The organism is Mycobacteriales bacterium (genome assembly GCA_035995165.1).
GTDB lineage: Bacteria > Actinomycetota > Actinomycetes > Mycobacteriales > CADCTP01 > CADCTP01.
On record DASYKU010000067.1, the window covers coordinates 1 to 12,367 of the forward strand.

The 12,367-nt window shown below is 75.7% G+C and carries 11 protein-coding genes; 7 read left to right on the forward strand and 4 right to left on the reverse strand.

Features of this window, described 5'->3' with window-relative positions:
• Positions 1-763: hypothetical protein (locus tag VGP36_11310; protein ID HEV7655300.1), on the forward strand; the 763-nt coding region annotated here is incomplete at its 5' end.
• Here the strand turns inward: VGP36_11310 and VGP36_11315 are convergent.
• From VGP36_11315 to mraZ, 3 genes are all read right to left on the reverse strand, one after another.
• Entirely contained in the window at positions 735-1,277 is a 543-nt protein-coding gene (locus VGP36_11315; protein HEV7655301.1) for a hypothetical protein, read from the reverse strand. The two genes, VGP36_11310 and VGP36_11315, sit on opposite strands and share 29 nt — an antisense overlap.
• Before the next feature lie 1,259 nt (positions 1,278-2,536).
• Positions 2,537-3,472, reverse strand: a complete 936-nt coding sequence (gene rsmH / locus VGP36_11320) for a 16S rRNA (cytosine(1402)-N(4))-methyltransferase RsmH (protein HEV7655302.1) — start codon at positions 3,470-3,472, stop codon at positions 2,537-2,539.
• Positions 3,473-3,694: 222 nt separating this feature from the next.
• A complete protein-coding gene (gene mraZ, locus VGP36_11325) occupies positions 3,695-4,126 on the reverse strand; it encodes a division/cell wall cluster transcriptional repressor MraZ (GenBank protein ID HEV7655303.1) in 432 nt (143 codons plus the stop codon).
• 237 nt (positions 4,127-4,363) lie between these two features.
• On the opposite strand from mraZ, the gene VGP36_11330 reads away from it, so the two are divergent.
• Genes VGP36_11330 through VGP36_11340 form a run of 3 tightly spaced genes read left to right on the forward strand, consistent with a single transcriptional unit; the run spans position 4,364 to position 6,680 of the window.
• Positions 4,364-4,984, forward strand: coding sequence for a hypothetical protein (locus VGP36_11330; protein HEV7655304.1), 621 nt, complete (start codon positions 4,364-4,366; stop codon positions 4,982-4,984).
• A complete protein-coding gene (locus VGP36_11335; protein HEV7655305.1) occupies positions 4,984-5,769 on the forward strand; it encodes a transglycosylase SLT domain-containing protein in 786 nt (261 codons plus the stop codon). Before VGP36_11330 ends, VGP36_11335 begins: the two co-directional genes overlap by 1 nt.
• Before the next feature lie 2 nt (positions 5,770-5,771).
• A complete protein-coding gene (locus VGP36_11340) occupies positions 5,772-6,680 on the forward strand; it encodes a peptidoglycan-binding protein (GenBank protein HEV7655306.1) in 909 nt (302 codons plus the stop codon).
• 26 nt (positions 6,681-6,706) lie between these two features.
• On the opposite strand, the gene VGP36_11345 is transcribed toward VGP36_11340, so the two are convergent.
• Positions 6,707-6,895 carry a hypothetical protein gene (locus VGP36_11345; protein HEV7655307.1) on the reverse strand — a complete coding sequence of 63 codons (189 nt, stop codon included), beginning with the start codon at positions 6,893-6,895 and terminating at the stop codon, positions 6,707-6,709.
• 257 nt (positions 6,896-7,152) lie between these two features.
• On the opposite strand from VGP36_11345, the gene VGP36_11350 reads away from it, so the two are divergent.
• From VGP36_11350 to VGP36_11360, 3 genes are read left to right on the forward strand one after another with little or no spacing between them, the layout of a single operon-like run.
• Entirely contained in the window at positions 7,153-8,160 is a 1,008-nt protein-coding gene (locus VGP36_11350) for a MoxR family ATPase (GenBank protein HEV7655308.1), read from the forward strand.
• Between the two features lie 4 nt (positions 8,161-8,164).
• Positions 8,165-9,472, forward strand: a complete 1,308-nt coding sequence (locus tag VGP36_11355) for a DUF58 domain-containing protein (protein ID HEV7655309.1) — start codon at positions 8,165-8,167, stop codon at positions 9,470-9,472.
• Positions 9,473-9,486: 14 nt separating this feature from the next.
• Positions 9,487-11,856, forward strand: coding sequence for a DUF3488 and transglutaminase-like domain-containing protein (locus tag VGP36_11360; GenBank protein HEV7655310.1), 2,370 nt, complete (start codon positions 9,487-9,489; stop codon positions 11,854-11,856).
• Positions 11,857-12,367: the final 511 nt, after the last annotated feature.

Sequence of the window (12,367 nt, forward strand, 5' to 3'; positions counted from 1 at the left end):
GGTACTGGTGGCACCGGCGGTACTGGTGGCACCGGCGGTACTGGTGGCACCGGCGGTACTGGTGGCGCCGGCGGTACTGGCGCGGGCGGTACTGGCGCGGGCGGTACTGGTGGCGCGGGCGGTGCTGGTGGCGCGGGCGGACGTGGTCCCGCGGGTGGTGCCGGCGCCGCGCGGCGTGCTGCGGCCGGACTCGGCGCCCCGGCCTGCGGTGGTCGTCCGGCCGGTGCCCGCGCCGCGGGTCGCGCCGGTGTTGGAGCCGCGGACAGAGGTGGCGCCGCGGGTCGCGCCGGTGCCGCGGGCGGGCGTGCCGCCCCGGGTCGTGGCGCGGGGGTCGGAGGTCGCGCCGCGCGGGGTGGTCTGGCGGGTGCCGGTCGGCGCGGCGCCACGGGCGCCGACGCCGAGCGACGTCATCCGGCGCCCGGTCTCCGCCGGGGTCCGGCGGGTCGGCGTCCCGGCCCGGCTCTCCGGCGCGCCCGAACGCGTCCCGCCGGAGCGGGCCGCGTTGGACGCCCGGCCGCCGGCGGCTGCTCTACCGCCGGCGACCGGGCCAGGGACACGGGTCCGGCCGGTGAAGCCGAACCCGGACGACGTCGGGGTGATGCCGGTCGCGCCGTCAGGCCCCGAGGGGAGGGACGAGGCGGCGCGACCGGCGCCGGTCGGGGGACGACCGGCCGAACGTGGGGCCGAACGGCCGGTCCACGCGCCCGGCGAGCCGGGGTCCGCGTCGAACTGGGTCACCGGGTGCCTCCGGGCGTCGGCGTGATCCTGGGCGTGGTCTTCGGCGGGGGCGTCGTCCTCGGCGCCGGTCTCGTGCCGCCCGGGGTGGGCGTCGCCTTCGGTGACGTACCGGGGCGGGCCGCGGTCGGGGACCCGGACGGGGTCGGGGACCCGGACGGGGTGGGCGTGGGCGACGGGGTCGGCTTCGGCGGCGGGGGCGGCGAGGTCGCCGGCACCGGGGTGCCCTCGACCCGGGTACGGCCGGTCGGGTCGACCACGAGGAACCCGGGCTCGCCGCCTTCGACCAGGCCCAGCTCGCGGGCCTTCGATGCCAGCGCGCCGGGGGCCTCGGAGGCGGCGACCTCGCGGGCCAGCTCCTGTTCCTTCACCGACAGCTCACGGTTGTCCTGCTGCAGCGTGCGCTGGGTGAAGGCGTCCGCGGAGGAGGCCGAGCTCAGCAGCAGCAGGGTGATCAGACCACCGCCGAGCAGCGAGAGCACCAGCAGCACGAACGGGGTCTTCGGTGCCTGTGGCGCGTGTCCGGCGACCAGCCGCAGCACGGGCGCGGTCCGGGTCCGAGCCGTCTCCGGCCGAGCCCCACCCACCCGACCCCCGGCCGCGGCCCCGCTGCCCGGCGCCCTCGTAGCTCCGGCCCGGGTCGCACCGGCCCTGGCCGCGCTCGACCCCGCCGCTCGCGTGGCCCCGGCCGCCGCGCCCCCCGCCGTGGGGGTGGCGCCAGCAGCCCGAGTCGCGCCGGCCTTGGCCGCGCCCGCCCCGGCAGTCCGCGCAGCACCGGAGGCCGCGCCCGCCCCGGCAGTCCGCGCAGCACCGGAGGTCGCGCTCCCGGCCGCCCGCGCAGCACCGGAGGTCGCGCTCCCGGCCGCCCGCGCAGCGCCAGCGGCCCGAGTCGCGCCGGCCTTGGTCGCGGCTGACACCCCAGTGGTCCCGGTGGCGCCAGCGGCGCGGGTCGCGCCGGTGGCGCCAGTGGCGCCTGGCTTGGAGGCGCTCGTGGGGCGGGTCGACTTGCTGGTATCGGGACGGGTCGACTTAGCGGTCTCGGGACGGCTCGACTTGGCGGCGTCCGGTCGAGTCGACTTGCCGACGGTGCCATCCGGCGTACGGGTGGTGCCGGCCGGCTTGCCGGTGGTGCCGGGCTGCGTCCGGGAGGGAGCCGGCCGGCGCGGGGCGGTGCCACGGGCCGGGTGGGCTCCGCCGCGGGTTTCCGTGCGACCCACGGCGGAGCTGTCGGTGGAGCGGGTGCGCTCGCGCGGCGCCGGACCCGGCTCGGTACCCTGGACCAGGTCCCGCAGCCAGCTCCGCCGCGGCGGCGGTCGCAGACCGGTTCCCCGCGTCGGCGTCGCCACACTGCTCTCCACCCGCCGCGCGGCACCACCGCCGAGCCGGCCGGGCGACGAGCCCGTACCCGGCCGAGCCGGGGCAGCCGAGCCGAGCCGGCCGGGCGCGGCGCCAGTACCGGGCCGCGCCGGAGCCGCCCCGGGCCGGTCGCCCGAGCCGAGCCGGCCGGGCGCGGCGCCGGTGCCCGGCCGGGCCGGGGTGGACGGACCGGCGGCACCCGGCGCGCGCGGGGAAGTTGCGCGGCCGGGTGCGCCGGAGCTCGGGGACCCGGGACGGGACGAGGAGGCACCGCCACCGAGGCTCGGCGACGACGACCGGGACGACGACCGGGACGACGGAGTGCCGCCGAGATGTGACGACGGAGTGCCGCCGCCGGGACCGGAGGACGGCGTACCGCCGCCGGGACGGGACGACGGCGTACCGCCGCCGAGGGCGGATGGCTGACCGCCGCCCACGGGCGGCATCACGCCGCGTCCCGAAGTCGCTCGGCCGCCCGCAGCCGCGCCGACGCCGCCCGCGGGTTCTCGGCGATCTCGGTGTCGGTCGGCGCCTCGGCGCCGCGGGTGAGCACCCGCAGCGTCGGTGCGGCGGACGGCAGCGGCACCGGCAGCCCGGGCGGCGAGGTGTCCCGCGCCCGGGACGCGAACGCCTGCTTGACGATCCGGTCCTCCAGCGAGTGGTAGCTCAGCACGACGACCCGCCCCCCGACCCGGACGGCGTCGATCGCGGCCGGCATCGCCGCCGAGAGCGCCGAGAGCTCCCGGTTGACCTCGATCCGCAGCGCCTGGAACGTGCGCTTGGCCGGGTTGCCCCCGGTCCGGCGGGCCGCGGCCGGGATCGCGTCCCGGACCAGCTCGACCAGCCGCGCGGAGGACGTGAGCGGCCGCTCGCGCACGATGAACTGCGCGATCCGGCGGGCCCAGCGCTCCTCGCCGTACTCGCGCAGGATCCGGGTGAGCTCGTCCTCGGAGTACTCGTTGACGACCTCGGCGGCAGTGGGACCGGACGAGGACATCCGCATGTCCAGCGGGGCGTCCTGCGAGTACGAGAACCCGCGCCGGGTCTCGTCCAGCTGCAGCGAGGACACCCCGAGGTCGAACAGCACACCGTCCACACGCGACACCCCGGCCGCGGCCAGCACGGCCGGGATCTCGTCGTAGACGGCCTGGTGCAGGGAGACCCGATCCGCGAAGGAGGACAAGCGCGAGGCCGCCAGGCGCAGCGCCTCCGGGTCGCGGTCGATGCCGATCAGCCGGAGCTCCGGGTGGGCCGCGAGCAGCGCGGCCGAATGCCCGCCGAGGCCGAGCGTCGCGTCCACGGCGACCGCTCCGGGCGCGGTGAGTGCCGGCGCCAGCAGCGCGAGCACCCGGTCCCGCAGGACCGGAACGTGCGTCGGCACCCCGCCCACCTCGACCCCCCTGAAAGGTTGTCGCCCCCGCGACCTCGACCCCGCCCGTACCACTGCCTTCGTGCGACCAGGACCCCCGCCCGCTCACGACCGCCTGACACCGGGGAAGGGGCGTCAGGGAGCCGATTCCGGCGGCCGCCTGACACCGGGGAAGGGGCGTCAGGAGACCGGCCGGAGCGGGGGGAGACCTCACCCCACGACGGCATCACCAGCTCACAGCACTCCCGGGAGCACCTCCTCCTCCAGCTCGGCGAAGGCCTGCTCCCGGTCGGCCAGGTAGCTCTCCCAGGCCGCGGCGTCCCAGACCTCGACCCGGGTGTTGGCGCCGATGACGACGCAGTCCTTGGTCAGTCCCGCGTACTCCCGCAGCGCCGGCGGAACCGTGATCCGGCCCTGCTTGTCCGGCACCTCGTCGGAGGCGCTGGCGAAGAACACCCGGCTGTAGTCCCGGACCGCCTTCTGGGTCACCGGCGCCTGCGACATCGCCTCGGTGACCCGCTGGAACTCGGCCATCGGGAACACGTAGAGGCAACGCTCCTGCCCCTTGGTGATCACGATGCCCTCCGCCAGCTCGTCCCGGAACTTGGCCGGCAGGAAGAGCCGGCCCTTGTCGTCGAGCCGTGGCGAATGGGTGCCGAGGAACACGGCCCCACCTCCGCTCGACCCGTCGAGGTGGTCTCCGAGGTGGGCTGGTGACCCCCTCGTCCTCCACCGCGCGCCACCATACCCCACTTCGCTCCACCGAGACCTGATTTCGCTTCCCGACCGCTCCACCACGCCCCCGGACAGGTCCGGAGCGCTGCCGTCACCCGGCTGGCGGCTCGAAGAAATGTCTGGTTGGCCAGTAATGTCCAGGTCCGCCAGAGACGAGAGTGGGGGAACGTGGGGGACGTCGCGTACGGCTGGATCGGCACCGCGCCCGGGAACGCGCCGGCCGACCGGGCGGAGCAGGCTCCGTCGCTGGTCGTCTCGGCCGCCCACTCCGCGCTCGGTGCGGTGACCCGGCTGCAGGTCAGGGTGGGTGACGTGAGCGTGCTGCTCTCCCCCACCGCCACCGGCTGGGAGCGCGCCGGGGTCGCCGACGAGCTCGACGTCGGCGCGCACCTGGCCGCGCGGCTGGACCTGGTGGGGCGCGGTGGAGAGGTGGCGCCCGAGCGCTGGGCCGGCTCCCTGCCCGTCTCGCGCTACGCGGCCTTCCGGACCGCCGACCCGGCCGACGCGGAGACGCTGGCCCGCGCGGCCGGCTGCCCGCCCGCGCTGGTCCGGGCGCTGGCCCGGCCGGTCGCGGTGAGCCGGGTCGAGGTCGTCCGCCGCGACGGCGCGGCCCGCGGCACCGGCCCGACCACGGTCGTCACCGACGAGCTGGCCTGGGTCGACGGCGGCGAGGACGGCCTGTGGACCGTACGGCCCGGGGGTCCGGACGAGGTCGAGATCGGCCGCGGCACCCCGGACGAGGTCGCCGTCGAGCTGGCCGGCCTGGTCCGGGCCGCGGAGGGGTGCTGATGAGCGAGCAGCAGCAGACCGCCCGGGAGATCGCCGACGACCTCGACCAGGTCGGCCACGAGCTGCGTACGGAGTTCAACAAGGCGGTCCGGACGATCGCGCCGGTGACGTTCTCGGGACCGGTCGCACAGCTGTTCGACCGGCGGCTGCAGGCGCACCTCAGCGAGCTCAACGCGATCCTGGCCACGATGGGCGTCGCCACCGACGACCTGCGCCTCACCGGCCGCTCCGGTGGCGAGCTGGGGCTGCGCCGGCCCAGCACCGGTTACCGCAAGGACCCGGGCAAGCCCGGCACCCACGCCGCACCGAACCCGGCGCCGGCTCCGGCCGCGCTGCCGCCGCAGTACCGGACGCTGCTGCCGCTGGTGGAGAGGTCGGCCGCGAAGCACCACGTCTCCCCCGCCCTGCTGCTGGCGATCATGGACCGGGAGACCGGCGACCCGCACCGGATCGGGTTCGGCGGGCGCAGCCCGACCGCCACCAACGGCAACGACTTCGGCCTCATGCAGATCAACCGGTCCGCGCACCCGGAGTTCTTCCGGACCCACGACTGGAAGGACCCGGCGGCCAACATCGACTACGGCGCCTCGGTGATCGCGGGCGACCTGACGCACTACGACGGCAACGTGACCGAGGCGGCCGCGGCGTACAACGCCGGGCCGGGCAACGTGGACCGGGCCCTGCGGGCCGGCCGGAGCGCGGACTCGGCCACCACGGGCGGCGACTACGGCAGCGACGTGGCCCGGCGGTTCGCGCATTTCCAGCGGGTCCTCGGGAAGGACTGAGCATGTCCGAGTACGACATCCCCGGCCTGACCGCGGCCGCGCCCGCCTTCACCGGCGCGGCGCAGAGCGGCGAGGCCGCGGCCCGCGCGATCACCTGGCTGCGGACGACGCAGCACGACGCGAAGGCCCGGCTGCCGGTCGACCTGGCCGGGCTGGACGCCCGGTTGCGGGCCTGGGCCGAGGAGGTCGACCGCAGCGCGCAGCTGCTGCGGCGGACCGCGACCGAGGTCTCCGACGCCGACCGCCGGGCCGCGCTGGAGCTGTCCGCGGCGAGCGGTGCCGTGCCCAGGACCGGCGCGCCCGATCGGCCGGCCGGGGTCGGCCTCGGGCCGGGCGACTCCGGCGCGGCGGTCCGCGCCCTGCAGCGGCGGCTGGCCGCGGCCGGGCTGGACCCGGGTCCGCAGGACGGGAAGTTCGGGCCCCGCACCGAGGCGGCGCTGCGGGCGTACCAGCGGGCGCACGGGCTGGACGGGACCGGCCGGACCGATCTGGACACGGCGACCGCGCTGCTCAACGAGCCGGTACGGGTGCTGCCGAGCACGCCGGCCGGCGTCAACGGGCGGCTGCCCGCCGCCGAGCTGAGCCCGGTCGGCGACGGAAAGCGGATGTACACGCCGGCGGCCCAGTCGTTCGGGCGGATGGACGCCGCGGCCACGAAGGCCGGGCACGACCTGCACGTGAACAGCGGATACCGGACGTACGCGGAGCAGGCGGCGCTGTATCAGGCGTACCGGAGCGGGACGGGGAACCTGGCCGCGGCCCCCGGGCACAGCACCCACGGGCTGGGCCTGTCCGCGGACATCCAGGTGACGGATCCGGCGACGCTGCGCTGGCTGCGCGCGAACGCGGGGTCGTACGGATTCGTCAACGACGTGCCGAGCGAGGCGTGGCACTGGACGTGGCGCCCCTGACCCAGGGGATCAGGGGCGCCCCGGCGTCACACCCCGCTGGCTACTCCCTCCACGCTGGCGGACACGACGGCACCGTTGCGACGGACGCGGACGCGGATGGGCGTCTGCGGGTCGATCCCGGCGGCCATGGCGCGGCGCAAGAGGCCGGCCAGCTCGTCGAGAGTCATGCCGTCCGACGACTCGCTGGTCGCCGTGACGGTGCGGTGCGTCGTCACCTCGAGCCCTTGACGGGCAGTGGGCGCGGACATGGTCCTCCTCGGTTGCAAGGAAGCCCCAGGATCCCACGACCGGCCACCGGACCCGCTTCGACGCAGAAACCGGCAGGTGGCGCCGGAGCGTCGGTAACGGATCAAGCTACATCGGTGCCCTGTCGGGAACACTTTGACAGACTGGTCCGTAGGTTGGGGCAGGCCGCGTGTGGCTGCCCCCGATGGCGGGCGGCCGGGCGACGCGGCCCGGCGAGGAGGCAGCGGTGGCGGTGCAGGATGCGGCAGGAAGCGGACCCGTCCGGGTGGACGTGGTCGGCGAGGCCGGAGGTCGGATCGCGGCGAACATCGAGCGCGTCATCGACGGCAAGCCGGAGACCGTCCGGCTGGCGATCGTCGTGCTGCTGGCCGAGGGTCACCTGCTGATCGAGGACGTGCCCGGGGTCGGCAAGACGAAGCTGGCCAAGGCGCTGGCCCGGTCGGTCGACTGCTCGGTCCGGCGCATCCAGTTCACGCCCGACCTTCTCCCCTCCGACGTCACCGGGGTGAGCGTCTACAACCAGGAGAACCGGGACTTCGAGTTCCGGCCCGGGGCCGTGTTCGCGAACCTGGTCGTCGGCGACGAGATCAACCGCGCCTCGCCCAAGACCCAGTCCGCGCTGCTGGAGTGCATGGAGGAGCGCCAGGTCACCGTCGACGGCACGACGTACGTGCTGGAGGCGCCGTTCATGGTCGTCGCCACCCAGAACCCGATCGAGATGGAGGGGACCTACCCGCTGCCGGAAGCGCAGCGGGACCGGTTCACCGCCCGGATCTCGATGGGCTACCCGGACGCGAGCGCCGAGATGGTCATGCTGCGCGAGCACGCCGGCGACGACCCGCTGAACGTCCTGACCCCGGTCTCCACCGCGACCGAGGTCCGGATGCTCATCGACGTGGTCCGCCGCGTGCACGTCTCCGACGCCGTCCGGCAGTACGTCGTGGACCTGGTCAACGCCACCCGCCGGGCCCCCGACCTGCGCCTCGGCGGCTCGCCGCGGTCCAGCCTGCAGCTGCTGCGGGCGGCCAAGGCCCAGGCCGCGCTGTCCGGCCGCGACTACGTGCTGCCCGACGACGTGCAGCGGCTGGCCCAGCCCGTGCTGGCGCACCGGCTGCTGCTGACCGCGGAGGCGCAGATCGCCCGGCGCGGCACCGAGAGCGTGGTCGAGTCCGTGCTGCGGTCGGTCCCGGTGCCGAGGCCCGCGGACGCGCCGCCGGTCGGCCGGAGGGTCTGACACCGTGCGGGCCGCGCTGTCCGGCCTGACCACCCGGGGCCGCTGCCTGCTCGCGGCCGGCGTCGCCGCGGCGCTGTGCGGGATCGTGCTCGGCGAGCGGGACCTGCTGCGGGTCGCGATCTTCCTCATCGCGCTGCCGCTGGTCGCCGCGGCCGTGGTCGCCCGGACCCGGTTCCGGCTGTCCTGCACCCGCGACGTCGCACCGGTCCGGGTGCCGGCCGGGCAGCCGGCCACGGCGCGGCTGGTGCTGGAGAACGTGTCGTTCCTGCCGACCGGGCTGCTGCTGCTCGAGGACGAGGTGCCGTACACGCTGGGCGGACGGCCGCGCTTCACCGTGGACCGGATCGGCCCGGGGCAGCACCGGACCGTGCACTACCCGATCCGGTCCGACGCCCGCGGCCGCTACCGGATCGGCCCGCTGCGGCTGCGGCTGGCCGACCCGTTCGGGCTGGTCGAGCTGACCCGCTCGTTCACCGCCGTGGACACGCTGACCGTGGTCCCGGCCGTGCACGCGCTTCCGAACGTCCGGCTCGGCGGGGCCTGGGAGTCCGGCGGCGAGAGCGTGAGCCGGTCGGTCGCCATCCGCGGCGACGACGACGCGGCCACCCGCGAGTACCGCAACGGCGACGACCTGCGCAAGGTCCACTGGCGCTCCACCGCCCGGGTCGGCAAGCTCATGGTCCGGCGCGAGGAGCGGCCCTGGCAGGCCCGGGCCACCTTGCTGCTGGACACCCGCAACGACGTGCACCGCGGCGAGGGCCCGGGCTCCAGCTTCGAGTGGGCGGTCTCCGCGGCCGCCAGCATCGGGGTGCACGCGGCCCTCCGCGGCTACTCGGTCCGGATGCTCACCGACGCCGGCGCGCTCGCGGCCGGGGCCGAGATGTCGGACGAGGGCGTGCTGCTGGACCAGCTGGCCGAGGTGCAGCCGTCCCGCAACCGGACGCTGGACGCGGCCGCCGCCCCGCTGCGCGGCGCCGAGGGGCTGGGCACGCTGATCGCCGTGGTCGGGATCCTGGACCCCGAGCAGGTCGCGCTGCTGGCCTCGACCCGCTCGCCGAGCGAGGTCTCGGTCGCGGTGCTGGTCGACGCGAACGGCTGGCTCGGGCTCTCGCCCCGGGCCCAGACCGAGTCCGACGCCGCGTACGACGCCTCGGTCCAGGTGCTGCTGCGAGCGGGCTGGCGGGTGCTGCAGGCCCGGCACGGGTCCAAGCTGCCCGAGCTGTGGCCGACCGCCGGGCAGCGGTCCGGCGGCGGGATCTCGGTCGGGGTCGCCCCCGCGCCGCAGGCAGTCGAAGGGGGCCCGGCCCGGTGAGGACCAGCACCAGGATGACGCTCGCGGCCGGGGCGGCCGTCGCGCTCGGGGCCGCGCCGCTGGGCTCGGTCTTCGACGAGTGGCGCTGGCTCTGGTACGCCTGGGCCGCGGTCGCCGCGGTCGTCGGCGCCCACCTGCTGGCCCGCTACCTGCGGCTGCCGGCGGTGCTGGTGCCCGTGCTGGGACTGGCCGGGCTGCTGCTCTACCTGACCGCCGTGTTCGGCACCGACGGCGCGTTGTTCGGCATCATCCCGACCCCGGAGAGCCTGGGCCTGTTGCGTACGGGTCTGGACGAGGGGTTCCAGAACGTCAACGACTTCGCCACCCCGGTCCCGACCACGACCGGGCTGGTGCTGCTCACCGCGTCCGCGCTCGGCCTGACCGCGGTCATGGTCGACATCATCGCGGTCAGCCTGCGCCGTCCGGCCGCGTCCGGCCTGGCCCTGCTCGCGCTGTACGCGGTGCCGGTCGCGGTCGTGCTCGGCGGGGTGCCGTGGATCCTGTTCGCGATCTCCGCCTGCGGCTATCTGATGCTGCTGCTGGTCGAGGGCCGGGACCGGCTGCTGCACTGGGGCCGCCCGGTCGCCGCGGCGGCGCGGGCCGGCGTCGGCACCGGACCGATCGCGACCCCGCGGGACAGCGACGCGCCGTCGCCGCTGACCGGCCAGCGCATCGGCGCGGCCGCGATCGTGCTCGCCGTGATCCTGCCGCTGCTGGTCCCCGGGCTGAACGGGAACGCGCTGAATCGGCTCGGGCAGACCGGGTCCGGCGACGGCACCGGCAACGGGACCGGGCCGCTCAACGAGTTCGCGGCGCTGCGGGGCGAGCTGCGGCAGGGCACCGAGGTCGAGCTGATGAAGGTCAGCACCGACCTGCCCCAGCCGCAGTACCTGCGGACCAAGGTGCTCGACCTCTACCAGGTCAACGGCTTCTCGGCCGCCGGCACACCGCGCGCCACCCGGGTCGGCGAGGACACGCTGCCGCCGCCGCGCAACCAGCCCTCCGGCGACCAGCGGACGTACAGCACCCAGGTGTCGCTGACGGACAAGTACAACGACGACGCGCTGCCGGTCTACTACGCGCCGACCCGGCTGCAGAACGTCGGCGACGGCTGGCGGTACGACTCGGACAAGGCGACGATTCGCAGCGACAGCCGGCACAGCGGCCTGGATTACACCGTGCAGGGCGAGGAGCCGACACCGTCGGCCAGCACGCTGGAGGCCTCACCGCCGCTGTCCGACCAGGAGCGGCAGGACCTGCCGGGGCGGCTGACCGACCTGCCGCCGTCGCTGCCCAAGCAGGTCACCGACACCGCGGCCCGGGTGGTCAAGGCGGCCAACGCGAACACGCCGTTCGACCAGGCCAAGGCGATCAACGACTACTTCACCGACGGCAAGAACAACTTCACGTACTCGGAGACGACGCTGGCCGGCAACAGCGGCAGCGTGCTGGTCGACTTCCTGAACAACCGGCAGGGCTTCTGCGAGCAGTACTCGGCCGCGATGGCGGTCATGCTCCGGACGCTGAACATCCCGTCCCGGGTCGTCATCGGCTACACCCCCGGCACCAGGAACGACGACGGCACCTGGTCGGTGAGCAACCACGACGCGCACGCCTGGGTGGAGGCGTACTTCTCCGGCGTCGGCTGGGCCTACTTCGACCCGACGCCGCTGGCGGACGGCCGGACCGTGGCCCCGGACTACGCGCCGCGGCCGTCGGCGACGGACAACACCGGCTCCTCGACCTCGCCCGGCGCGACCAGCTCCCCCGGTCCGACCGGCAACCAGATCCCGCAGCAGGACCTCGACCCCGGCTCGTCCGGCAGCGGGTTCCAGAACGGCGCACTGTTCACGCCGCAGCGGCTGCTGGTGCTCGCGATCATCCTGGTGGTGCTGCTGCTCCTGCTGCTGCCGGCGTTCGTCCGGCTCTCCAGCCGGCGCCGGCGGCTGCGGGCCGCGGCCGGGGCCGACGCCGGGGCCGCCGCCCGGGCCGCCTGGGACGAGGTGGTGGGCTCGGCGGCCGACTACGGGGTGCCGGTGCCCACCAGCGAGACACCCCGCGGGATGGCCCGGCGGCTGGACAAGGACCTGTCCCTGGACGGCGACGCCAGTCGCGGGCTGCGGCTGGTCGCGCTGGCCGAGGAGAAGGCGCGGTACGCGGCCCGGGCCGGGGTGGACGGCGATCTGCCGGCCGCGGTCCGCGCGGTGCGGCGGGGTCTGCAAGGCGAGGTCGGGCGCCGGCGTCGGTGGAGGGCGGCGTTGTTGCCGCCGTCTACGGTGCGGGCGGCTCGGGTCGGGTCCGCGGCTCGAAGCGCCAGCGCGTCGACTGCGCTCAACCGGCTCGGCGAGTCGGTTCGCCGACCGGTGACGCGCCGGCGGCGCTAAGGGTTCGTCCCCCCGTTGGTTGGCTCGTCCCGGACTTTCCAGGCCCAGCAGCAGGCGGCGTCCGCGGTTTGGTCGATGCGTCTCATCTGTAGATCGCCCGCCGGGGCTCCGCCCTGCCAGAGCGTCTGCATTTCCGGCTTGGGTTGTTCTCTCGTGTTCTGCATGGGCTTTCCGGGGGCTCTGCCCCTCTCGACCCCGCCAGAGGCGCCGCCCCTGGACCCCGGCATGGGCGTCCCGCCCCTACAACCCCTGGAGATTGAAACGAGGGTCACGTGCGGGTCGGGATCGGGGGCGGCCTGCGGAGGGGTGCTCCCCGCCTTCGCCGTGGTGCTGACCGAAAGCCGCTCATGAGTGTGCTGACGTCTGCAGCGCGGCTACCGGAGCGGGCTCCCCTCCGCAGGCCGCATACAAGAACCCACACGTGCTCGCTCCGCTTCACCCTCCGGGGGGTTGTAGGGGGCGGGACGCCCCATGCCGGGTCCAGGGCGGAGCCCTGGCGGGGTCGAGAGGG